The 24,036-nt window shown below is 56.3% G+C and carries 18 protein-coding genes and 1 tRNA gene; 9 read left to right on the top strand and 10 right to left on the bottom strand.

Annotation, left to right across the window (positions count from 1 at the left end):
* Positions 1–239 precede the first annotated feature (239 nt).
* On the top strand, positions 240–875 hold the full coding sequence (locus PG062_RS09065) for a YczE/YyaS/YitT family protein (RefSeq protein ID WP_270752053.1): 636 nt from the start codon (positions 240–242) through the stop codon (positions 873–875).
* Between the two features lie 3 nt (positions 876–878).
* Here the strand turns inward: PG062_RS09065 and PG062_RS09060 are convergent, their stop codons facing one another.
* Positions 879–1,076, bottom strand: coding sequence for a hypothetical protein (locus tag PG062_RS09060; protein WP_270752052.1), 198 nt, complete (start codon positions 1,074–1,076; stop codon positions 879–881).
* A gap of 113 nt (positions 1,077–1,189) precedes the next feature.
* Between PG062_RS09060 and PG062_RS09055 the strand changes: the two genes are divergently transcribed.
* The 7 genes from PG062_RS09055 to sufU all read left to right on the top strand — a co-directional run bounded on the left by PG062_RS09055 (position 1,190) and on the right by sufU (position 8,451).
* Positions 1,190–2,563 (top strand): MATE family efflux transporter, encoded by a 1,374-nt coding sequence (locus tag PG062_RS09055; RefSeq protein ID WP_270752051.1) that lies wholly within the window; start codon positions 1,190–1,192, stop codon positions 2,561–2,563.
* 458 nt (positions 2,564–3,021) lie between these two features.
* A tRNA-Leu gene (locus PG062_RS09050) sits at positions 3,022–3,105 on the top strand.
* A gap of 448 nt (positions 3,106–3,553) precedes the next feature.
* Entirely contained in the window at positions 3,554–4,306 is a 753-nt protein-coding gene (gene sufC, locus PG062_RS09045; RefSeq protein WP_113999435.1) for a Fe-S cluster assembly ATPase SufC, read from the top strand.
* 7 nt (positions 4,307–4,313) lie between these two features.
* Positions 4,314–5,741: a Fe-S cluster assembly protein SufB gene (sufB, locus tag PG062_RS09040; RefSeq protein ID WP_270752050.1), complete on the top strand. Its 1,428-nt coding sequence runs from the start codon at positions 4,314–4,316 to the stop codon at positions 5,739–5,741.
* 17 nt (positions 5,742–5,758) lie between these two features.
* Complete coding sequence (locus tag PG062_RS09035) at positions 5,759–6,814, top strand: SufB/SufD family protein (RefSeq protein ID WP_270752049.1); 1,056 nt, start codon at positions 5,759–5,761, stop codon at positions 6,812–6,814.
* Complete coding sequence (locus tag PG062_RS09030; RefSeq protein WP_270752048.1) at positions 6,804–8,027, top strand: aminotransferase class V-fold PLP-dependent enzyme; 1,224 nt, start codon at positions 6,804–6,806, stop codon at positions 8,025–8,027. The genes PG062_RS09035 and PG062_RS09030 overlap by 11 nt, the downstream gene beginning before the upstream one ends.
* A complete protein-coding gene (gene sufU, locus PG062_RS09025; RefSeq protein ID WP_113999431.1) occupies positions 8,017–8,451 on the top strand; it encodes a Fe-S cluster assembly sulfur transfer protein SufU in 435 nt (144 codons plus the stop codon). The genes PG062_RS09030 and sufU overlap by 11 nt, the downstream gene beginning before the upstream one ends.
* A gap of 164 nt (positions 8,452–8,615) precedes the next feature.
* On the opposite strand, the gene PG062_RS09020 is transcribed toward sufU, so the two are convergent.
* The 7 genes from PG062_RS09020 to PG062_RS08990 form a co-directional block, all read right to left on the bottom strand.
* Positions 8,616–9,659 (bottom strand): acyltransferase family protein, encoded by a 1,044-nt coding sequence (locus tag PG062_RS09020; RefSeq protein WP_270752047.1) that lies wholly within the window; start codon positions 9,657–9,659, stop codon positions 8,616–8,618.
* Between the two features lie 36 nt (positions 9,660–9,695).
* On the bottom strand, positions 9,696–10,703 hold the full coding sequence (locus PG062_RS09015; RefSeq protein ID WP_270752046.1) for a serine hydrolase: 1,008 nt from the start codon (positions 10,701–10,703) through the stop codon (positions 9,696–9,698).
* A 355-nt stretch (positions 10,704–11,058) separates the two neighbouring features.
* Entirely contained in the window at positions 11,059–12,477 is a 1,419-nt protein-coding gene (glgA, locus tag PG062_RS09010; RefSeq protein ID WP_270752045.1) for a glycogen synthase GlgA, read from the bottom strand.
* A gap of 164 nt (positions 12,478–12,641) precedes the next feature.
* A complete protein-coding gene (gene glgD, locus PG062_RS09005) occupies positions 12,642–13,766 on the bottom strand; it encodes a glucose-1-phosphate adenylyltransferase subunit GlgD (RefSeq protein ID WP_113999427.1) in 1,125 nt (374 codons plus the stop codon).
* Positions 13,760–14,983, bottom strand: a complete 1,224-nt coding sequence (locus PG062_RS09000; RefSeq protein ID WP_270752044.1) for a glucose-1-phosphate adenylyltransferase — start codon at positions 14,981–14,983, stop codon at positions 13,760–13,762. Before PG062_RS09000 ends, glgD begins: the two co-directional genes overlap by 7 nt.
* Positions 14,984–15,068: 85 nt before the next feature.
* Complete coding sequence (gene glgB / locus PG062_RS08995; RefSeq protein ID WP_270752043.1) at positions 15,069–17,159, bottom strand: 1,4-alpha-glucan branching protein GlgB; 2,091 nt, start codon at positions 17,157–17,159, stop codon at positions 15,069–15,071.
* A gap of 643 nt (positions 17,160–17,802) precedes the next feature.
* Complete coding sequence (locus tag PG062_RS08990; RefSeq protein WP_270752042.1) at positions 17,803–18,810, bottom strand: SGNH/GDSL hydrolase family protein; 1,008 nt, start codon at positions 18,808–18,810, stop codon at positions 17,803–17,805.
* Positions 18,811–19,116: 306 nt separating this feature from the next.
* On the opposite strand from PG062_RS08990, the gene PG062_RS08985 reads away from it, so the two are divergent.
* Positions 19,117–19,956 carry a DegV family protein gene (locus tag PG062_RS08985; RefSeq protein ID WP_270752041.1) on the top strand — a complete coding sequence of 280 codons (840 nt, stop codon included), beginning with the start codon at positions 19,117–19,119 and terminating at the stop codon, positions 19,954–19,956.
* A gap of 499 nt (positions 19,957–20,455) precedes the next feature.
* On the opposite strand, the gene PG062_RS08980 is transcribed toward PG062_RS08985, so the two are convergent.
* Positions 20,456–22,885 (bottom strand): hypothetical protein, encoded by a 2,430-nt coding sequence (locus tag PG062_RS08980; RefSeq protein WP_270752040.1) that lies wholly within the window; start codon positions 22,883–22,885, stop codon positions 20,456–20,458.
* Positions 22,886–22,922: 37 nt separating this feature from the next.
* Entirely contained in the window at positions 22,923–23,843 is a 921-nt protein-coding gene (locus tag PG062_RS08975) for an AraC family transcriptional regulator (RefSeq protein WP_270752039.1), read from the bottom strand.
* Positions 23,844–24,036: the final 193 nt, after the last annotated feature.

Here is a 24,036-nt window from a genome sequence, read left to right as displayed (position 1 = left end):
GATATACATATTAGTATAAACGAAACGGCCACAATATACAAGCAGTTTTGAAATTTTTCCCACAAAAAGCAGGCGGTTTTTGGCCCAAAAGCAGGTAAAGAAGAATGGATAACCAGCCATAGATTTCTATATTGACCTTTCAGCGTTGACATGTTACACTTTTGTTGTAATAAGTTGTACGCATATTTATTCATGAGCTCAACTTTTGTCCGGCCGGGCAGCACAACTGGAGTACAGTTATGGAACAGCATGTCACCTTCCGGCGCGTGGCCGGTATGCTGGTGGGCATTGTGATCATCAGCCTTGGTGTTGCCCTTTTCAAGTTTGCCCATCTGGGCAACGACCCTTTCAACGCGCTCAACATCCGCTCTGCGGAGCTTGCCGGGCTGCCCCTTGGCGTACAGAACCTGATTTATAACGCGGTATTTTTCACGATGCAGATGATTTGGGGCCGCAGATATGTCGGCTTTGGCACCGTTGCAAATGCCGTTTGCTGTGGGTTTATCATCACGTTTTTCTATGATTTCCTCACTGTGCATTTTGCACAGGCCGCTACCCTGCCCGCACAGCTGGCGTGGGTGGCTGCAGCGGTGGTGTGCACCTCACTTGGCATTTCGCTGCACCAGACCTCCGATTTGGGGGTTGCCCCGTATGATTACCTGGCGCTGGGCCTGCGGGACCACACGCCACTCCCCTATTTCTGCTGCCGCCTTTTTACGGATACGCTGTGCGCATTACTGGCTTTTTTGCTGGGCGGGCTGCTGGGGCTGGGCACCCTGATCTGTGCGTTCTGCCTGGGACCGCTGATCCAATTTTTCAACACCCATGTTTCCGAAAACGTGTTGCAATATGTTCCAACCGGGCAGCAGGCATAATATTTACCAGCGGCGCAAACATAATTTTGCAGCGGCGGCAGCTTTGGCTTGCCGCTGCTTTTGGTTGTTTAATGGCATTTTATCTAAATTTGGTGTAAGATATAAGGCAATACCGCATAATTCTAAGTGCCGATACGGCGAGCGAGGTGCGGCAGCTGCTAAGCCAAAAGCGCAGATAATACTTTGTGTATTATCGAGCATTTTGGCAACGCAGATGCCGTGCCGCAGCCGCCGGAGCGGTGCTTAAGCCGCAAGGCGGGAATTGTGCGGTGTTGCCATAAGAAAACATAGATTTAGGAGCGTAACAAAACAAGATGGCACAGCAAAACAAGAGTAATTCCCTGACCGAAGGCAGTGTAGCGCGCGGCATGCTGCTGTTTGCGATCCCTATTTTTATCAGCAATTTGTTCCAGCAGCTGTACAACGCGGCAGACTCGCTGATTGTGGGCAACTTTTTGGGCGGCGAGGCGCTGGCGGCAGTTGGTTCTTCCAGCAGCCTGATTTTCCTCTTGACCGGCTTTGTGAACGGCGTAGCGCTGGGTGCCGGTGTGCTGATTGCCCGCTACTTTGGCGCAAAGGACTGGGAGAGCCTGGAAAAAGCCATCCACACCACGGTGGCGCTGGGCCTGGCCGCCGGGGCGGTGCTGACGGTTGTGGGCGTGATTTTGACCCCGCAGATCCTGCACTGGATGGGCACGCCGGAGAATGTTATCGGCAACTCGGTCGCCTACTTCCGCACCTATTTTTTGGGTTCCATTGCAGTGATCATGTACAATGTGGGTGCCAGCATTCTGCAATCGGTCGGCAACAGCCGCAGCCCTATGAAGTACCTGATTACAGCATCGCTCATTAACATTGTGCTGGACCTACTGTTTATCGGCGTACTGGGGTACGGCGTGGCTGCGGCCGCATTTGCCACGATTATCTCCCAGTCAGTCAGTGCCATTCTGGCATTCTCCAAGCTGATGCGCAGCAAGGAAGCCTGGGCTGTGAGCTGGCGCAAGGTTCGGTTTGACGGCCCCATGCTGCATGGCGTTATTTTGCAGGGCCTGCCCTCCGGCATCCAGAGCTCGGTCGTCTCGCTGGCAAATGTTATTGTGCAGGCAAACATCAACTCGTTTGGCGCACTGGCCATGGCCGGGTGCGGCTCTTACAGCAAGGTGGAAGGTTTTGCTTTCCTGCCGGTCACCTGCTTTTCGATGGCACTGGCCACTTTTGTCAGCCAGAATGTGGGTGCGGGCAAACCTGACCGCGTGCGCAAGGGTATGCGTTTTGGCGTGATTTGTTCGATTACGCTGGCCGAGTGCGTCGGCGTTGCGGTTTACCTGCTGGCGCCTTGGCTGATTGGTGCGTTCAGCAGCGAGGCCGATGTGGTCGCCTTTGGCGTGCGGCAGGCACACACCATTGCGCTGTTCTACTTTTTGCTTGCGTTCAGCCACTGCTGCGCTGGCATCCTGCGCGGATTGGGCCGCCCCATTGTGCCCATGGCCGTTATGCTGGCGGTCTGGTGCGCATTGCGCATTACTTACATTACGGTAACGCTGCACTTTATCCATGATATCGGGGTCATCTTCTGGGCATACCCTCTGACCTGGAGCATCTCTTCTCTGATGTTCCTGCATTACCTGCGGCATTGCACGATTCCCCGTGTCGGCGGCGGCGCACCGCACGATATGAAAGATGTGTGATGTGGGCGGATACAAAAACACATCACATATAAGGCAACACCGCACAATTCCCGCCTTGCGGCTTAAGCACCGCTCCGGCAGCTGCGGCACGGCATCTGCGTTGCCAAAATGCTCGATAATGTCGGGTTGCGGTACCCGCATCGTGCTTCGGGGGCAAAAGCCCCTCGCACTCTGCGACCGCTGCCCCTGCTTCGGTTCGCTGTTTCCGCCACTGGCGGCGCTCACCTTTGCAGCATCCAGTATTATCTGCGCTTTTGGCTTGGCATCTGCCGCACCTCGCTCGCCGTATCGGCACTTAGAATTATGCGGTATTGCCATAAAATAGCGGGTACACTGCCACATGAAGTGAGCTGCTTTGCCGTTCGCCGCAAATAAACCATTCGCTTTTTTACACTCTGGGCGGCAGGGCTTTGCGGATTGACAATTCCCCCGTTTTGCGTTACAATACCATACAGTTAGCCGCCGTGGCGGAACTGGCAGACGCAAGGGACTTAAAATCCCTCGGTGGAAACATCGTACCGGTTCGATCCCGGTCGGCGGCACTGGCTGAGCCTTACCGGATTTTCCGGTAAGGCTCTTCTTTTTTTGTGGGGTTCCCCTTTGCATAACCGCTGCAGCCACGGCCAACACTGATTGGAAAGCGGTGGGCGGGGCCGGCTCGCATTTGTTATGCCTAACCGCCATTTCTGTGGTCACCGAACGCCAAAAATCGCCCGATTCGTCCATTTTTGGTGCAAAATTGCAGGGTTTGTACCAGTTTTTGCGGTTTGCCCTTGACGCAAAGAAATTGTTGGAATATAATAAGCACCGTTAATCCTAGAGTTTTTATAGGATATGAAAATAACAAAGGTGCCCGGCACACCGCCGCCTGCCTGCTTTGCGCTGCAAACGGATGGCTGCACCGGACGCCGAACCAAGCTGCGGGTTTGCCTGCGGCTTTTTGAAATACAAACGCTCACCTTATTATAAAGCGAGCAGGAGGCAGTTTTTATGGCAGAGCAAGTTTTGAACGTAACCGGTCTGGCCGCACGCGTGGAAGACAAACAGTTGTTGCACGGCGTGGATCTTACCATCAACAAGGGCGAAACCCATGTGCTGATGGGCCCCAACGGCGCAGGCAAATCCACCCTGGGCTATGTTTTGATGGGTGCCCCCAAATATACCGTGACCGGTGGCCAGATCCTGTTCAAGGGCGAGGATATCACCCATGAATCCACCGATAAGCGCGCCAAGGCCGGCATGTTCCTTTCTTTCCAGGAGCCGCTGGAAGTTCCCGGCCTGACGCTGGAAGGCTTTATCCGCAGCGCATTGCAGCAGAAGGTCGGCCATGTGCGTTACTATGACTTCAAGAAAGAGCTGGCCCGCTGCATGGACATTTTGCAGATGGATGCTTCTTACGCAGAGCGCAGCCTGAACGTTGGTTTTTCCGGCGGCGAAAAGAAAAAGGCCGAGATTTTGCAGCTGATGATGCTCAAGCCCTCCCTCGCCATTCTGGACGAGACGGACTCCGGCCTGGACGTTGACGCCGTGCGCCTGGTTTCCAAAGGCGTGGAAGAATACCAGAAAGACCACAACGGCGCTTTGCTGATCATCACCCACAGCACCCGCATTCTGGATGCGCTGTCTGTTGATTACACCCACGTGCTGGTCAACGGCAAGATTGCTGCAAACGGCGATGGCAGCCTGGTGGAAGAGATCAATGTGAACGGCTACGAGCGCTTTGAAAAGATGGCGGAGGCCTGAGAATTATATGGCAGAAGTAAACGAAGCAAAACGCGAAAAATCTCAGGTTGAGGACATTAACCGCAGCCTGTATGATTTCCGCTATGAGGAAAAAGACGCCTACAAGGTAGACGCTGGCCTGACCCCCGCCATTGTAGAGCAGATTTCCCGTGAGAAGAACGACCCCGACTGGATGTTGGAGCTGCGCTTGAAATCTCTGGAGATCTATAATAAGACCGGTATCCCGGAGTGGGGCCCGCCGATTGATGAGCTGAACATGGATGATATCATCACCTATGTGCGCCCCAACACCAAAATGAGCGCCAAGTGGAGCGAAGTTCCCACCGACATCAAGGATACCTTTGAAAAGCTGGGTATCCCCCAGGCCGAGCGTGACAGCCTGGCCGGTGTCGGCGCACAGTATGACTCCGAGCTGGTATATCACAACGTGAAAAAAGAGGTTGCGGAGCAGGGTGTTATTTACACCGACCTGGAAAGCGCCATGCACGGCCCTTATGCCGAGATGATCCGCACCCATTTCATGCACCTGGTTCCCCCCACGGATCACAAGTTTGCCGCCCTGCACGGCGCGGTATGGTCTGGCGGTTCTTTTGTGTATGTTCCGCCGCATGTGCATGTGGAGATTCCCCTGCAGTCCTATTTCCGCCTGAACGCCCCCGGCGCTGGCCAGTTTGAGCACACGCTGATTATTGTGGACGAGGGTGCTTCGCTGCATTTCATCGAGGGCTGCTCTGCCCCCAAGTACAATGTGGCCAACCTGCACGCCGGTTGCGTGGAGCTGTTTGTGGGCAAGAACGCCAAGCTGCGGTATTCCACCATTGAGAACTGGTCCAAGAACATGTACAACCTGAACACCAAGCGCGCCATTGTAGAAGAGGGCGGCGTGATGGAATGGGTTTCCGGTTCTTTTGGCTCCCACACCTCTTACCTGTACCCCATGACCATCCTGAAGGGCAAGGGCTCCCGCATGGAGTTCACCGGCATAACCTTCGCCGGTCATGGCCAGAACCTGGATACCGGCGCCAAGGTTGTTCACACCGGCGCGGATACTTCCAGCTATATCAACACCAAGTCCATCTCCAAGGACGGCGGCATCAGCACCTTCCGCAGCGCGGTGGTCATTAACAAGGATGCCAAGAACAGCAAGGCTGCGGTTTCCTGCCAGTCTTTGATGCTGGACACCATCTCCCGTTCGGACACGATCCCCGCAATGGACGTGCGCACCCCCGATGCTGACGTGGGCCACGAAGCCCGCATTGGCCGCATCAGTGATGACGCCGTGTTCTACCTGATGAGCCGCGGCATCCCCGAAGAGGAAGCCCGCGCCATGATCGTGAGCGGCTTTGCGGATAATGTTTCCAAGGAACTGCCGCTGGAATACGCAATGGAAATGAACAACCTGATCCGCCTTGAGATGAAGGGCAGCATTGGGTGAGCAAAGGAGTTGGGAGTATGGCAAATGAAACAATGACCGTCAACCGGCTTCCCGCTCTGACGTGGAACTGGCTGAAAATGAATGCAGCCCGGCTGGAAGCAAACGCCCCCGCCGTGGGTGCCGCCCCCAGCTTTGTGCAGACCGCACAGCTGGCCCGCAGCAGCGCTGCACAGGACTGGGCCATGGAGACCGGCATGGGCACCGACGTTGACCGTTTTCTGGCCAACAGCCCAGCAGAGTACCTGACCCTGGGCGAAAACGAAGTGATGGATGCCCCCGCGGTTATCACCTATACCTACCAGCCCGGCACCCCCGCCGGGGACCGGCTGTACCTGGAAGCCAAGGCTGGCAGCACCATGCAGGTGGCTGTGATCCTGCGCAATGAGATCGCTGGCGAGGGCCTGGCCGCTTTGCAGATCAAGATCAAGGCCGAGGCTGGCGCTGTGGTCAAGCTTTCGATGGTGCAGGTACTGGATAATGGCTTTACCTGCCTGAGTGATATCGGCACCACCTGCGCAGACGGCGCAAGCTTTGAGCTGACCAAGCTGGAACTGGGTTCCGGCAAGCTGTATGCCGGTGCTGCCGCCGATCTGATCGGCAAAGGCAGCAACTTTACCGCCAGGATCGGCTACCTGGGCCAGGGCGAACAGCGCCTGGACATGAACTATGTAGCCCGCCACCGTGGCAAAAAGACCACCTGCGAGATGGATTCCACCGGCGTACTGGCCGGTAAGGCATTCAAGCTGTTCCGCGGCAGCATTGACCTGCTGCCCGGCGGTTCCGGCGCCAAGGGCCAGGAGCAGGAGAACGTTCTGCTGCTGGGCGACGGCGTGGTCAACCAGACCATTCCGCTGATTTTGTGCGGCGAAGAGGATGTGGAAGGCAACCACGGCGCAACCATCGGCCGCCTGGACGAAAAGATGCTGTTCTACCTCGCCAGCCGCGGCATTCCTGAAGAGGCTGCCCGCAGCCTGCTGGCCCGCGCCCGCATTGAGGCCGTAGTTGACCTGCTGCCGGAGGCACTGGCGGAAGAAGCACACAAATTCATGGAGGCGCACACCGATGAGCTTTGATTTTGTGGATTATAAAAAGGACTTTCCCCTGCTGATGCAGCAGGACGTCGCCTATCTGGACAGCGCCGCCACCGCGCAGCGCCCGGCCAGCGTTTTGCAGGCAGAGAAAGAATTTTACGAGCAGGCCAACGCCAACCCCCTGCGCGGCCTGTATGAACTGGGCGTGGAGGCGACTGACCGTTACGAGACCGCCCGCGAGCGGGTACGCAAGTTCCTGAACGCCCGCAGCGATGCCGAGATCATCTTTACCCGCAACACCACCGAAAGCATCAATCTGGTTGCTTACAGCTATGCGCTGAACAACATCCATGCCGGGGATGAGATCGTCATCACCATCATGGAGCACCACAGCAACATGCTGCCGTGGCAGATGGTTGCCCGCCAGACCGGTGCCAAGCTGGTTTACCTGGAATGCGAAAAAGACGGCAGCCTGCCGGATGAAAAGCTGGAAGCCGTCATCGGCCCCAAGGTAAAGCTGGCCGCCATTGGCCATGTTTCCAACGTGCTGGGCTGCGTAAACCCGGTAGAGAAAGTGATCGAGCTGGTACACCGCAACGGCGGTGTTGTGCTGGTCGATGCCGCCCAGAGTGCCCCCCACATGAAAGTGGATGTGCAGGCTCTGGATGCTGATTTTGTTGCATTCTCCGGCCACAAGCTGATGGCCCCCATGGGTATTGGCGTTTTGTATGGCAAGGAAAAGCTGCTGGATGCCATGCCGCCGTTTTTGACCGGCGGCGAGATGATCGATTCCGTCACCCGCGATGGCGCTGTGTATGCCGAGCTGCCCCACAAATTTGAGGCCGGCACCGTGAATGCAGGCGGCGCGGTTGCGTTGGCTGCAGCGATTGATTATCTGGAATCCGTTGGGCTGGAAAATGTCCACGCCCAGGAGCAGGCCCTGACCCGCTATGCCTATGAAGGCATGAAGAAGATCCCCGGTGTGAATATTCTGGGCAGCGATGACCCGGACAAGCACTGCGGCATTCTGAGCTTTACGGTGGATGGCGTACACCCGCACGACATTGCCACCATTCTGGACAGCTGCCATGTGGACGTGCGTGCCGGGCACCACTGTGCACAGCCGCTGCTGGCTTATCTGGGTGTGCGTTCCTGCGCACGCGCCAGCCTTGCATTTTATAACACCACCGCTGACATTGACCGCTTTCTGGCGGCGCTGGGCGGCGTAAGAAAGGAAATGGGTTATGCCGAGTAGTACGTTTTATAATGAGGTGCTGACCGACCACAACCTCTACCCCGCCCATAAAAAGCCGCTGCCCGGCGCCAACATGACGCTGGAGGGTGTGAACCCCAGCTGCGGCGATGACATTATTTTGCAGCTGAAAGTAGAAAACGGCAAGATTGAGGACGGCAGCTTTGTTGGTGACGGCTGCGCGATTTCCCAGGCTTCGGCAGATATCATGCTGGACATGATCATTGGCCGCAGCGTGGATGAAGCCAAAGACCTGGCCGAGACCTTTTTGAAGATGATTAAGGGCGAAGCTACCGATGCCGACATTGAAAAGTTGGAAGAAGCCGGTGCGCTGCAGGATATCTCCCACATGCCGGCCCGCGTAAAGTGCGCGGTGCTGGGCTGGCACACCATGGAAAAGCTGCTGGATCACAAGGACGAGCAGTGATTCCTGGCGGAGGGCTGATTCTTTCACGTTGGCCCTGAAAGTGATTTTATAAAATAAAGCCAGGCGTGTTTTGCAAAGTCGATTGCTTTGCAGAGCACGCCTGGTTTATTTTTTTGCTCTTTTATTTGTTTTATTGCGGTTGGATAAACGCATCTGCGAACGCTTTATCCACGGCGGGAAAAGAGAGCCGGGAGCGTTTTGTACCAGATGTTTGCAATGCCGTTCAGGATGGCACACACCGGGGCGCTGGCGCACAGGGCCACCACCGCGGGGATGATAAAGCACAGCCAGGTAATAACGGCAGGCAGACCGTGGGAAGCACAGGCTTCGTAACAGCCAAGTTGAACCAGAAGCGCGTACAGCGGCATGTGCAGGATGTAGATGGGCAGGGTTCGCTGGCCCAGGCTGGCAAGCGGCTTGATAAGCCCCAGAATGGGGGTGATGGCCAGCACGGTGCCAAAGCCCAGCAGGTAGAACACTGCGCGATCCTGCATCAGGTAGCCGCCCACCGCATAGGCGTCGGACTGGAAGATGCGGGCTCCCTCATACACCGGGGTTTCGGCGGTGACGATGCGCTGGACGGTTACGGTATAAAACACCACGATGGCTGCCGCCAGCGGGCCCCAGGCATACCAGCGCTTTTGCCAGCTGCGGAACGGCTCTGCAAACAACACACCGAATGCAAAGAACGGGAAAAAGGAAAACACACGGCCCAGATCAAACGGCCAGTTGACACAGCCGCCCAACAGGCCTATGGCAATGGCCGCGGCCATCCCTACGGTGCTGGCCAGCAGGCCGCGCCGCTGGATGGCGCGCAGCAAAGGCACGGTGAGCATCCAGAACATGAGGGCGTACAGATACCACATGTGCCGCCATGGCAGCAGTACATTTTGCAGCCAGCCGCCCTGATCCACAATGTTATCTTTCAGGGCAGCCACACGGAACGCCGTGATGCCCGCCTGGCTGATAAGGTAGAGCCATAGTTGCTGCGTGACCAGCTTGCGCAGGCTGAACTTAGCCACCAGGCCGCTGGCTGTGCAAAAAATTGCCATATGGAACAGGTAAATGCAGGTAAACAGTGCGTTGATGCCCGGCGCGGTACCACGGTGATACTCGATAAAATGGCCAATGACAACGCACAGGATGCCAAAGCCTTTCATAGCGTCCACATAGGGTTGGCGCTGGGCGGCAGTTTTCTTGTTTGGCAAAGGTCGGCTCCTTTCTTGAAACGGCGCTGGCGTGGTTTATGGGTTCCAGTATTCATACACCAGCTGGCCAAGGGTCTGCATGGCCTGGGTGGGTTCTTCGGGGAAGTCTACATTTTCATCTCCCTGGTCTGTCATGCAAACAATCCAGTAGGGATGCTTGGCATACACAATGGCAACATCGTGATATGCGTAATCCCAGCTGCCATACTTTTTGGCGGCAGGCACGCCATCCGGCACATACAAAATATCATGGTCAGCGGCCAGCATACAGGTTTTCAGGTAGGCTGCGGCGGCGCTGTCTGAATCCAGATAATCATACACCGCGGACACAATGTTGGCAAACTCGCCAGTGGAAGCCATACCGATAATGCCGGTTTGCGGGGTAAGGTCGCAGGTTGCGGCATAGGCAAAGCCGTAATCCGCCAAGAACTGCTGGAAGCCGCTGGATTCATTGGCTGGCCAGTGGGTGGTCAACAGGGTGACGGCGTTGTTATCGCTGTGGGCGATCATAGCACGCATGGCGGCTTTGGCCGGGATGGTCTCGGCATCGTTATAGGCTTGCAGCGCCGTATCAGACAAACAGCCGCGGAACTGGTTGGGCAGTTCATCTTCCAGGTCCAGTGTTCCGGCATCGGCCTGGCCGCACAGCCAGAACGCATAGGGCAGCTTGAGCAGGCTGGCAGGGTAATACAGGGCATCCGTGTTATAAGTATAGCTTTCCCCCGTTGCCGGATTTTGCAGGTAAAGCGAAAAGCTGCCCGGCTGCGCGGCGCAGAATTCATCCAGCAGCTCGTTCAAGTCTCCGCTGGGGGCTGTTTCCCGCGTGGCGGCAAGGGCGGATTCCAGCTTTTGGGCTGTGGACCAGTATTCCAGCTCTTCCGCCGCAGTAGCATAAACGCTGCCATTGGGCACCCATTGCACGGCCATGGCGGTTTCGGCTGTGGCCTGTTCATTCAAATCCACCGTTGCGCCGCAGCCCGCCAGAAAAAGCGCGGCCAGTGCCGGGGCGATGCACGGTAAATACCAATGTTTTCTTTTCCCCATAGGATTGCTGTTATGTTTCCTTTCCCGATTGACCGCGGGCATGGGATTCTCCTTAATGCCACGGCCAAAATTCCGGTACTATTGTAACACATGTTCGGCAAATTGTGGCAAAAAATCCGAAATTTCTTCATTTCCGGATGGCTGGCTTTTTCGAAATTCCTGTGCTGCGTTCTGGAAGCATTCGGTTCGTCTCCCCTGTCACGCTGTTATGCTGCCGCACGGGCGTATCTATTCTTTCCGTTTTCCTTTTCACCGAACCAATCCCAATGAAACAAAAATCCCGCTGTATGCGGCTTTTCAGGCTGCACACAGTGGGATTTGATTTTAACTCATTAGGGAACAGCTTCCCAAAGACTTACCAGAGGTTCACGACCTCATTGTACAGGCCCTCATAGCTCTTGGCAGAGTTGGACCAGCTGAAATCACATTCCATGGCGCGCTTGACCAGCACGGGCCAGCCTTCCTTGTTCCAGTAGCCTTCCTTGGCACGCCAGCAGGCTTCGTACAGCTCGTGGGCGTTGTAATTGGCAAAGGTAAAGCCATTGCCATAGCCATCGCCGGAGTCGTGGATGGAGTCGCGCAGGCCGCCGGTCTCACGCACAACGGGGATGGTGCCATAACGGCAGGATACCATCTGGGCCAGGCCGCAGGGTTCGGAGCGGGACGGCATCAGGAAGATATCGGCACCGGCATAAATGCGCTGGGCCAGCTTGGCGTTAAAGCCAATGTACACGCCAACGCGGCCGGGGTTGCGGGCGCACAGCTCGTTGAAGAAGTTCTCGTACTGGGCTTCGCCGGAGCCGAGGATCACCAGCTCAATGCCCTGCTGCAGCAGACCTTCGGCAATGCTGCGCACCAGGTCAACGCCCTTGTGACCGACCAGACGGGTGACCATGGCCATGACCGGGCTGCCATCCTTGTTCAGGCCGAACTCATCCTGCAAAGCTGCTTTGCAGACGGGCTTGCCCTGCTGAACCGTGTTGGCATCATAGTTCTGCGGGATATCCGGGTCGGTGGCGGGGTTGAAAACATCCACGTCAATACCGTTCAGGATACCGCACAGCTTATACTGCTTCTGGCGCAGCAGGCCGTCCAGACCATGGCTGAACCACGGGTCCAGGATCTCCTGTGCATAGGTAGGGCTGACGGTGGTGACCTTATCAGCAGTCTCGATTGCGCCCTTCATAAAGTTGGCGCAGCCATCATACTCCACAATGTGGGCATCGCGTGCGCCAATGCCGCAGGTATCCTCCAGGATATCCATGCCATACTTGCCCTGGTAGGCAATGTTATGGATGGTGAATACCGTCTTGATGTGGTTGAACTTATCCAAGTGGCGGTAGTACAGGTTGAGGTAAACCGGGGTAAGGGCGGTCTGCCAGTCGTTGCAGTTGATGATATCCGGCTCAAAGTCGGTATAGAACAGGGTTTCCAGAATAGCGCGGGAGAAGAAAGCAAAACGCTCGCCGTCATCATAGAAGCCATACAGGCCGCTGCGCTTAAAGTAATATTCGTTGTCGATAAAGTAGAACGTCACGCCGTCATGCTCGGCCTTGAACAGGCCGCAGTACTGGCTGCGCCAGCCCACGGGCACGCTGAAATTGGTAACATAGGTCAGCGTATCCTTGAACTTGAGATCGCCGTACAGGGGCATGATAACGCGGCAGTCAATGCCGTCATGAACCAGAGCCTTGGGCAATGCACCGGCAACATCGGCCAGACCACCGGATTTTGCATACGGTGCAGCCTCGCTGGCTGCATAGAGAATTTTCATGGGTACCTCCTTGCAGAGCCGCTGGAGCGGCTGTTTGCAACGCCTGCCGGGCAGGCTGTTATGATAAAATAAGGAAAGAGCGGAGAAGCGTGTTCACTCCCCCGCCCTTTCCTGCAAACTACCCGCCGGGGAGAGTTGGCGGGAAAGTTCAGGGCGTAATCAGGTTACACCGTGTGCCTTTTGGCAACAAACACCGGGAAAGAATCCGTGCCGATCAGCTTTTTATCTGCCGTGATGTGGACATTCTTGTCGGTAACCACATACTCAACGGAGCTATTCTCCTCCACAACGGTATCCTGCATCAGCACACAGTTGCGCACAACAGCACCCTTCTTGATCTGGCAGCCACGGAACAGCACGCTGTTTTCAACGGTGCCTTCCACCACACAGCCGTCAGCCAGCAGGCTGTTCTTGACCTTGCTGCCTTCCAGGTAACGGGTGGGGTTGTCGTCACGAATCTTGGTGTAGATGGGGTTGCCTTCGTTAAAGAGCTTATCGACATTGCCAGCCTGCAGCAGGCGCATGTTCTCGTCAAAGTAGCTCTTCATATCGCTGATGCGGGCCACATAGCCGTCAAACTCATAAGCCTGAACATTCAGCAGGCTCAGGTTGCGGGCCAGGATATCGCGCTCAAAATAGACCAGACCGCGCACAGATGCATCGCGGACAAGCTGGATCAGGCTTTCGCGCTCGATGATGTACAGGTTCATGGACAGATTCTGAACGCCGGGACGATAATCGTTGGAAAGCAGCTCAGCCACACGGCCATTATCAATGCGGATGGTGTAGTTATCGGTGCGGGCGCCATCGGGGATTTCTCCGCGGTTGTATACCATGGTAACGTCTGCGCCGGACTTGACATGAGCTTCGATCAGCTTGTTAAAGTCGAAGTTCATGGCAATGTTGCTGTCAGACAGGATCACATAGCGCTCTTTCTGGTCCCTCAGCCAGTTCAGAACGCTGGCCAGTGCATCCACACGGCCGCTGTACAGCTTGATGCTGCGCTCTGCAAAAGGCGGAACAATGTTCAGGCCTCCGCGCTTGCGGGTCAGGTCCCATTCACGGCCTGCGCCCAGGTGGTCCATCAGGGAATGATAGTTTTTACGGACGATGACCGAAACATTATCCACACCGGCGTTTGCCATGTTGGACAGAACAAAGTCGATCATGCGGTAACGCCCTGCGAACGGGATGGAGGCCATTGTGCGCTCCGCTACCAGTTCGGGGACAAGGTTATCATAAGAGTTTGCAAAAATGACGCCCAGTGCGTTTGCGTTGCTGCTTACCATTGTTCCTCACCATCCTTTACATCATTGGAAATCATTGCCTTGGGGCCAACCGTTGCGCCCTTGCCGATCTTGACACCGGAGCCAACCGTTGCAACATCGCCGGGTTCGGTAATATTCAGGCCGCTTTCCGGCATTTTGCCCACGGTAGCACCCTCTTCGATGGTGACATTTTCGGCCACGATGCAGTGTTCGACCTTTGCGCCAGCCTTGATGACAGTGCCGCCCATAACAACGGCTGCTTCAACAGTAGCGCCCTTTTCGACCACAACGCCGGGGAACAGGATGGAGTTTTTAACGGTGCCGTCAACCTGGCAGCCTTCGGTGATCATCGAGTTCACGATGTCAGCGTCCGTGCCAATGCGCTGGCAGGGGCGGCCGGAGTTGCGGGAGTAGATCTTCCAGTTTTCATCAAACAGGTTGATGCCGGAATGGGTCGGATCCAGAACCTCCATGTTGGCCTGCCACAGGCTGGAGATGGTTCCGACATCCTTCCAATAGCCGCTGAAACGGTAAGCGTACATGCGGCGGTTATCACGCAACAGTGCGGGAATGACATTCTTGCCGAAGTCGTTTTCACTGTTGGGATCGTTTTCGTCCTCGGTGAGGTACTTTTTCAGGATATCCCAGTTGAAGATATAAATGCCCATGGAAGCCAGGTTGCTCTTGGGGTTCTTCGGCTTTTCCTGGAATTCGCTGATGCGGTCATTCTCGTCCGTAACCATCAGACCAAAGCGCGGAGCTTCGCTCCAAGGCACTTCCATAACGGCAACCGAGAACTCGGCGTTCTTCTCTTTGTGGAAGCGCAGGAAATCAGCGTAATCCTGCTTGCAGATCTGGTCGCCGGACAGGATGATGACGTACTGCGGGTCATAACGGTCAATGAAGGAAATGTTCTGGTAAATTGCGTTGGCAGTGCCCTTGTACCAGTCAGAGCCGGTGGCCTGCTGGTAGGGCGGCAGCACATGGACGCCGCCATGCAGGCGGTCAAGGTCCCACGGCTGGCCGTTGCCGATGTATTCATTCAGGACCAGCGGCTGATACTGGGTCAGGATGCCAACGGTGTCAATATCAGAGTTGACACAGTTGGACAGCGGAAAGTCGATGATACGGTACTTACCGCCGAACGGAACCGCCGGCTTAGCCAGCTTCTGGGTCAGCGCGTAGAGGCGCGAACCCTGGCCGCCAGCCAGGATCATTGCGATCATTTCTTTTGCCATAATTGTTCTCCCCTTAAACTTGTTTATCTCCACGGGCCGCACCGGCTGCGGGTTGCCGCCGGTACCGTCCTTACACACCAGACGTTTACGATTCCGTTACCGGTGTTTTGGGCTTGGTTGTTTTTGCCGCTCTGGGCTTTTTAGCAGCCGGTTTTGTTGCCACGGGTTTGGCTGTGCGCTTTTTGGGGGCGGCAGTTTTGGTGGCCGCAGGCTTGGCTGCCTTTTCGGGTTTGGCTGCCTCGGCAGTTTCTGCCTTGGCGGGCTTTCCTGCCTTTTTGCGGGCAGCGGGAACGCTGAAATAGATGGTGGACAGCGGCGGCAGGGTTACCTCAATATGCTGGTCAAAGCCGTGCATCGGGCCCTTGACGCTCTTTACGCTGCCATTTTTGACACCGGTACCGCCATACTTGACGTCATCCGAGTTGATCAGCTCTTTGTATGTACCGGGGTTGGGCACGCCCATCGAGTAGCTTTCGCGCAGGACGGGGTTAAAGTTGCAGACAACCAAGAGCATCTTGCCCTTGGCGTCCCGGCGCAGGAACGCGATCACGCTCTGTTTGTTATCATCCGGCACGATCCACTGGAATCCTTCCCAGCTGTAATCGACCTGCCAGAGAGAGGCGGTCTCACGGTAGAAGTGGTTCAGATCCTTGACGTAGGTTTGCAGCTCATGGTGCTTATCATAGCCAAGAAGCATCCAATCCAGCTGCTTTTTCTCGTCCCATTCAATGAACTGGCCGAATTCCTGGCCCATGAACAGCAGTTTTTTGCCCGGATGGGCCATCATATAGCCATAGAAGGTGCGCAGGTTGGCGAACTTTGCTTCGTAATCACCGGGCATCTTATTGATCAGGCTGCACTTGCCGTGCACAACTTCATCGTGGCTGATGGGCAGGACAAAATTTTCACTGAACGCATAGAAGAAGCTGAACGTAACTTTGTTATGGTTGCCGGCACGGAACAGCGGGTCAGTCTTCATGTAGCTGAGCATATCGTTCATCCAGCCCATGTTCCATTTGAAGTTGAAGCCAAGGCCGCCATCGGCTGCCGGTTTGGTAACCAGCGGCCATGCGGTGGATTCTTCGGCAATCATCATTTTATGCGGGTGGCGGCCCAGGATAGCCGTATTGCACTTTTGCAGGAACGCAATGGCTTCCAGGTTTTCCTTGCCGCCCTTTACGTTTTGTTCCCACTCGCCATCGCGGCGGTTGTAATCGAGATACAGCATGCTGGCCACTGCGTCCACACGCAGACCGTCCACATGGTACTGCTCAATCCAGAACAGCGCACTGGATACCAGGAAGCTTTCCACTTCCGGCATACCAAAGTTGAACACCATGGTGCCCCATTCTTTATGCTCACCGCGGCGGGGGTTGGGGTCCTCATAGCAGGGGCCGCCGTCAAACATGTACAGGCCGTAAGCATCCTTGGGGAAGTGGGCGGGCACCCAGTCCAGGATCACGCCGATACCGGCCGCATGTAGCTTATCCACAAACTCCATAAAGTCGTGCGGGGTACCGTAACGGCTGGTGGGGGCAAAGTAACCGCTGACCTGATAGCCCCAGCTGCCGTCAAACGGATATTCCGTAATGGGCAGCAGCTCCACATGGGTATAGCCCATATCTTTAATATAAGGCACAAGCTGATCCGCCAGTTCGGAATAATTATAGGGGACACCGTCCTCCTTCATTTTCCAGCTGCCGGCATGCAGCTCGTAGATGCTCATCGGGCCGTTGATCACATCATTTTTCTTCTGCGCATCTTCCCACGCGGCATCGTGCCAGTCAAAGCCGGAAATATCAAAAACTTTGCTGCCGTTGGACGGGCGGGTTTCGGCATGGAACGCATACGGGTCAGCCTTGTACACCAGCTCATCCGCCGGGGTGGTAATGCAGTATTTATAAACATCATAGATTTTGATGCCGGGAATGAACAACTCCCAAATGCCGTCTGACACCTTTTCCATCGGATGGCTGGTGGGCACCCAGCTGTTGAAATCGCCCACAACGGAAACTGCTTTGGCGTGCGGTGCCCACACGCGGAACACCGCGCCGGGCTGGCCATCCTGCTCTTCCAGGTGGCTGCCAAAGTAGCGGTAGGCTTCAAAGTTATTGCCCTGATGGAACAGGTAAACTGGCAAATCGGAAGGCTTCGCCGCTGACTGTGTTTGTTTCACCTTGTAATCTCCCCTTTTGGCATGCACCGCGCCGGTTTACCGCCGACCGGGCTGCCCCTTTGATCATGTTCCCAGGGCAATACCGCATAATTCTAAGTGCCGATACGGCGAGCGAGGTGCGGCAGATGCTAGGCCAAAAGCGCAGATAATACTGGATGTCTTATCGAGCATTTTGGCAACGCAGATGCCGTGCCGCAGCCGCCGGAGCGGTGCTTAAGCCGTCAGGCGGGAATTGTGCGGTGTTGCCTTAGGTTTCCGGAAACACCTCTGATTGAGGCAGGCTATGCGCCGATGATACAAAGAACAGCACAAATTCCTGTTCCTGCTGCCTGTTCCGGCATAAACTGCACCCAATTTGTTTTTGCTATATTTATATTACCTGTTTTGCAGCGGAATTTCAAGAGATTTCTGTAATAAAGCGCTAAAATTTTCGTAAGTTGCTGGGTCGATTTGTGTAAAATTGACACACATTTGCAGGAATCCTTGTTAAACTAGACAAAAAACGATTTAATACCGCGAAATATCCCGCCGTTTTTCTATGCAAATAGAACAAAATGCACCGCCTTGCCCCACGGCAAAACGGGGGCTGGCAGTGCATTTGTTGTACTTATGTTGTTGATGCCGCATAAAGGCGCGGGCAGCATCAGCTGCCCAGGATATAGAGCGGATTTTCGCCCGCATAGGTGTTGCGGCGATCCCATGCCGTATGGGTTGCCAGGTAGTTGCACCAGGCGGTATAGCCTACCGGCTGCATGTGGATGCCATCGGCTTCGTATTCGTCAATCTGGCTGCCATCGGGCTGATTCAGGGCTTCGGCAATATTGACAAAGTAGCAGCCCTTGCGCAGCGCCATGTTAGCCAGCAGGTTGTTGACCAGCTTGATGCGGTCATTCTGCAAGCCGGGCTTGGAATCCTTGACCCATTCCTGAACGCCGGGGATGGACTGCACATAGATCGGTACGTTCGGCAGGCTTTCGTGGAACATGTCGATCATTTTTTCATAATAGGTGATGAACTTCGTGGCGGTGTCCTCGCTGCCGTTGACCAGGGTGTTGGTGCCGAACAGGATATACAGCGCATCGGGCTGGGTCTCCACCACGGCGTCAAAGGCCGGTTCCTGCACATTGCGGATGTGATCCTTGACGGTGGTGTTATAGACAACACTTTCCGGGCCGGCACCGCGATAGGCACGCACATGGGCGTTCTGGTAGCCGGTGGCATAACACTCCATGCCCTCGGTAATGCTGTCGCCCAAAAAAGTAACGGTGTCAAAGTGGCTGCGCTCCACGGTGCCAAGGGCAGGCAGGGCGGCCATGCGGGAATCGGTGTTCAGGTACTCCAGATCTATGGTCTGTTCCACCGGGGTGGCTGTATCCCACGCGGCGTTATCCACGGCGGGAAGCAGGCGCTGGGGGTTACCCGGCGTTTGAGCGGCGGGTTCGGGCTGCTCCGGGGTTGCCGTGGCAGCAGTTTCCGCTGTGGGCATGGTAGGCTCCGCCTGGGGGGTGTTCGCCTGTTGATTGTGGCGGGACATCCAGAAAAAGCCTGCAGCTGCACACAGTATGATCAGCACCACCATCAGGGCAACTACCGCGTTGCGGCGGCGGCGCTGTTTTTCTATCTTTTGGCGGTAGTGGTAATAATCAGCCATAGGGTTATTTTCTCCTTTTATCAGCAGCCCCGGCGCGCCGGAGGGCAAAAGCAACAGATATAGATATTATACCCCGCTGTACACATTGGCGCAATAGCCCGCCGGGAAAAGGCGCTAATTTTTACACTTGCTGTTTTTTCTTGCTTGACGCTTTGTTGGGCGGCCCGTATAATAGAATTAGAAAATAGTATCCGCGGCCTGGGGGTTGGCCCCGCCGCGGCACGGCGGCCACGTGCGCGCCAAAAAAATGCCGGATTGTTCCGGCTGATTACGCAGCTTTTTGCCTGCGTTACAGGAGGACTTTTTATGGAATGGATGATCGCATCGGACTCTTCTTGTGAGATCCGTACCCTGCCGGACACTGCACCGGGGGTTCAGTTTGCATTGGTTCCATTCAAGATTCGCGTTGGCGAGCGCGAGTTTGTGGACTTGCCCACCCTGAACACCAAAGCCATGCTGCAGGCCATGACGGATTATAACGGCGCCAGCGCCACCGCCTGCCCCAGCCCGGAAGAATGGGCCGAGCTGTTTTTGATGGCGGACAAAAGCATTGCGCTGACCATCAGCCATAATCTTTCGGGCAGCTACAACGCCGCGCTGGCCGCGCGGGAGATGGTGCTGGAAGAACACCCCGAAAAGCAGATTTTTGTGTTGGATACCCTGAGCTGTTCCGGCGCGCTGGCCGGTGCAGCAGAGCTGGCCAACAAGCTGATCCGGATAGGAACCAACTTTGATACCATCTGCATTGAGCTGGCCAACTGGGCACAGAAAGGGCATATTATGTTTGCCCTGGCCAGCTTTGATAACCTTGCCAAAGCCGGGCGGGTCAGCCGCGTGGTGGGCTTTATTGCCGGGCGGCTGAACATGCGCGTTTTGGGCCGCCGCACCGAAGATGGCACAATCGACTTTTTCTTTAAGACGCGCGGCGAAGCGCGGGTGCTTGCCAAGATTTTGGAACAGATGGACGAGGACGGTTACGATGGTGTGCGCCCGGTGCTGATCAGCGAGTGCAACAACCAGAACGCCGCCAACCTGTTGGAACACGGCATCCACGCCAAATGGCCGGATGCGCGGGTGGATATTGTGCCCTGCAGCGGTCTGTGCAGCTTTTACGCACAGGACCAGGGCGTGATCATCACCTATTAAATTTTGAGCTGAATGACCTGCAAACGGGACCGCTATCCTGTTTGCAGGATTTTTTATGGCAATACCGCATAATTCTAAGTGCCGATACGGCGAGCGAGGTGCGGCAGATGCCAAGCCAAAAGCGCAGATAATACTGGATGCTGCAAAGGTGAGCGCCGCCAGTGGCGGAAACAGCGAACCGAAGCAGGGGCAGCGGTCGCAGAGTGCGAGGGGCTTTTGCCCCCGAAGCACGATGCGGGTACCGCAACCCGACATTATCGAGCATTTTGGCAACGCAGATGCCGTGCCGCAGCTGCCGGAGCGGTGCTTAAGCCGCAAGGCGGGAATTGTGCGGTGTTGCCTTATATTTATTCCATCCGAAAACGATCCATACAGAATGCCCATATAAAAAGAAAAAGCACATGCCCTCCTGACTGGCCGGATTTTCCCGGCTGACATGGGGCATATGCTTTTATTTTATCTAATTTGAATTTTGCTGAATTTTGTTTTCGCCCTGATTTTACAGCCAGAACTGCACCAGACGGCTGACATTCTGGTACAGAGCGGGATTCTGGCCCAGAAGGCCCGGTTCCGCAGCAAAGTAGACACAGAAGCTGTAACAGATCCCCACGGCAACAGCTGCCAGCATCGCCCCCTGCAGCATGTGCTGCACGGTATGCAGGATGCTGCCCGATGCGGCGGCCTGCACACGCGGGGCAAGGGCGCTTTCAGCCCACAGCCAGACCAATGCGGCGGCGAACAGCAGCGGGGTTAAATAGTCGCTGAGATAGCGGTAGAGCACACCGGCCATCTGGCAGTCCAACGTGGCCAGAATAACAGCCAGCAGCACGGGCAGCAGCACCATGGCGCGCAGGTCTTTCTGCCTTGCCATACGGCGGCGCAGCAAAGGCAGGGCCGCAAAGGCCCACAGCAGTGGCAGGCTGACCAGGGCACCGCCGTAAAATACTTCGGTAATGGTCATACCCATAAAGTTTGTCTGCATTTTTGTACCCGCCAGGTAGGGGAACACCGCCTGCACCACCGGCAGGGACAGGAAATAGGTGAACAGCCCCGGGGCCAGCCGCCCAATGCGGAAGCCGCGGTGGGTCATATCGTTGCTGGTCAGGTTGTAATTGGCACCAAAATCAAACGGCGAGCCGAACCGCGCGGCATTGTAGGCCATCAGCCCCAGGGCTACCAGAATAACCGGCAGAACAAAGGCGATGGCTTCGGTTATTCCCTGCTTGCTGCGCAAGCGTTTTTGCCGGATATACTGCGGCCAGAAGATCGGCAGGCAGAGCACGGCAAACAGCTCCATCTGGGGGCGGCATCCCGCCACCAGCGCCATGCACAGGCTGCCAAGTGCCATGTGCAGCATGATTTTGCCATGGTGCTGCACCGGGGTGTTGGCGGCGCACAGCCACTGCCACAGGGCCAGCAGCACAAATGCCGCGCCGCACAGGATGGCGTATTCATACACCGAGGGGCGCAGCAGCAGGTAGTACACCTGGCTACCGCCTGCAATGCCCGCCGCAGCCAGCAGGCAGGCCGCCGCTGAGGCGGACGGGAACCAGCGCTGCGCAGCCTGCCGCACCAAACCAAACACTGCCAAAATCAGCAGCCAGGCCATCACGATCATGGCCAAGCTGGGCGGCAGGTCCGGTACGCCGGTCAGCAGCTCAAACGGCAGCTGGAACAGCAGGCACGGCACAATGCCAAAGTAAACATAGTACCGCCCCTGGTAATAAGCAACATCCCACAAAGCATCCGGGGCCGCGCTCTGACGGGCGGCGGTATCGTAAGGGTTCTGCATCTCCGCCATGGCGGCGGGCGGGTCGCGCTGCAGATCCAGGCGGCCATTCAGCAGGCTGTGGGCCAGAGCGCCGTACTGCGCAGCGGAATCATTCTGCCAATCGCTGATATGCTGGGTGAAGGTGATGCGGCTTTCGCCGTCCCAGTTTTCGACATTATAAAACGAGGTCGCCACGCCGGAGTTGCGGGCATCGGCAAAGGGGGCCGCTGCGGCCAGCAGGCAGAGCATGCAGCCCAGCACCAGCACCGCCGGGCGGTATTTGGCGCGGTGGGTCAGGTAGGCTTCGTGCCACGCGGCAGCGCCGGAGCGCAGCCCCCACAAGGCCAGCAGTGCCAGATACACCACTGCCAGCCTCAGCAGTGAGAAATCCATCGGGCGGGATACATTGGCCAGAACCGCCTGCACGGTATAGTTCAGGTCATAACTGCGGTACTCTCCGCTATAGCCCTCCGCTTGCAGGGTCAGGGTATCCACCGCGCCGGAAAAATCCAGCGTGCGCACCAGGCTGCGTGCCGCTCGCGGGGCCGCCTGCCACTGCCAGCTCTGGCGCGGGGCGGTGCTGGCTTCGTCGGTACCGGACACCCACAGGATAAACAGCGGGTTCTGATCCTGCGGATAGTTGCCGTCATACTGGTAGACAACGCCATCCAGCGCAACGTTATACAGCGGCTGATGGATGCCGGTAAAGGTAAGGGTACTGTGCTCATCGTTCAAAGCAATCGGCTCCCCATCCGCCGGGGCATCCTGCAAATAGGCGCGCAGGTCAACGGGCTGGTAGCCGTGGGTTGCAAAATAGGGTGCGTTGCCCACGAATACTTCCAGACCGATGGCGGCAATCAGCAGCGCAGCAACCGTCCAAAGTGTGCGGTACCGCCGCCCGCTGCGCAGGCGGAGTAACAACACAGTGCCGCAGGCCCACAGTGCCGCCCCATTGATGGCCAGCAGGCGGAACAGATCAAACCCCTGCACCAGCCCCGGCTGGGCAAACACACATGCCGCGATGATCCACACTGCCAGCACAATGCCCGGCCCGGCCAGTACATCCGCAGGGGTTACCCTGCGGTCGCACAGCCGCCCCGGCAGTGCCCAAACCAGCACCCCCAACAGGATGCTGACACAAATTGCTGCTGCAAACATAAAAAGCCCCCATACCAAAGTGTATGGGGGTATTATACTATGAATTGCGGTTTTTGTCGATATTGGGGGTGCAGGCGTCCTCTTCCTGCGGGTCGGACGGCTGTTCGCCTGCCCGCTCCGCTTTGCGGTACTGCGCGGGGGAAAGCCCGGTTTCCTTTTTGAACACACGGCTGAAATACAGCGGGTTATCATACCCGACGATCTCGGAAACTTCACCGATGCTGTATTTGGTGCGTTCCAGCAAGCGCTGTGCATTGACGATACGCAGCGACTGGATATACCGTGCGGGCGACAAGCCCACATACTGTTTGAAGCTACGGATGAACCATGCCGTGCTCATGTGCAGAGACTCGGCGTATTCATCCACATTGATGCGGGCAGTATAATTCTCGTTAAAATAGGCGGCTGCGGCTTCGATCTGCTCCCGCGTGGTGCCGTTGATCGACCGCCGTTCCTGCCGCTGGCGGCTGACCAGCACCAGCATCATCTGGAACAGCCCGGCCGTATAATCCCGATAGGCGTACTGGCAGAGCTGCAATTCCTGGATCATGCGGCGGAAAGTATTTTTGTACTCCGGCATAATGCCGCTGTAAAACACATGGCCATCCAGCGGAATCTCATGCGCCTGCAGCACTGCAGCGGCCTCGCTGCCGGAAAAATAGACCCAGAACACCTCCGGGTGGTCCTCAAGATAGTAGATATAGCGGCGCTCTTCCTGCGGGCGGTACAGCACCATATGACCCGCTGTTACCACATGCTCGGCATCATCAAACCAGAAGTGCGCCTTGCCCGCAGCGATATAAAACAGCTGATACGCATTTTCATCATACCGCGTAATAGTTGGCAGGCTGGCGTGCTTTTTCAATCGGCATGTTCCGCAGGAATCCACTGTAAGCGGTGCAGTACAGCTGCCGTCCGCAGCCTGGCGGCTGTTGATGGAACCAAAATTGATATACATCTGTGTTGCCCCCTCGTGTTGGCTGGGTAAGACGGGCGCACTCATCTTTTATGTAGATTGTATAAGGCAACACCGCACAATTCCCGCCTTGCGGCTTAAGCACCGCTCCGGCAGCTGCGGCACGGCATCTGCGTTGCCAAAATGCTCGATAATGTCGGGTTGCGGTACCCGCATCGTGCTTCGGGGGCAAAAG

It is taken from the genome of Gemmiger qucibialis (genome assembly GCF_027689445.1).
In the GTDB taxonomy this organism is placed as follows: domain Bacteria; phylum Bacillota; class Clostridia; order Oscillospirales; family Ruminococcaceae; genus Gemmiger; species Gemmiger qucibialis.
The sequence above is the reverse complement of the archived record's forward strand: the minus strand, read 5'-3'. Positions and strand labels throughout refer to the sequence as shown.